Raw genomic sequence first — 239 nt, 5'->3', positions numbered from 1 at the left:
AAAAATGAGCATATTAAATACAGCAATTTGGATCAACTTAATCGTGCTGGTGCCGCGACTGCCTATCTGTCAGACAAGAACCTTGGCCGGTCTGAGTCACGTACTGAACAAACGTGGCAACCGACTGGGTGGCACAATCAGCCGGCCACAATTAATGGCCGGCGGGTTTTTCCGCAAAATAGAGGGCACTTGATCGCTTATACTGTCACTTTCGCATTAGATCAAGATGGCACCTACGT

General features: G+C 48.1%; 1 protein-coding gene. It reads left to right on the top strand.

The window, feature by feature from the left end; genetic code table 11:
• The coding region (locus FC90_RS07040) for a DNA/RNA non-specific endonuclease (RefSeq protein ID WP_201781115.1) at positions 1–239 on the top strand (239 nt) is incomplete at both ends.

This window comes from Latilactobacillus graminis DSM 20719, from assembly GCF_001436415.1.
Classification (GTDB): Bacteria; Bacillota; Bacilli; order Lactobacillales; family Lactobacillaceae; genus Latilactobacillus; species Latilactobacillus graminis.
Note: the sequence above shows the minus strand (reverse complement) of the source record. Positions and strands in the feature narration are given on the sequence as shown.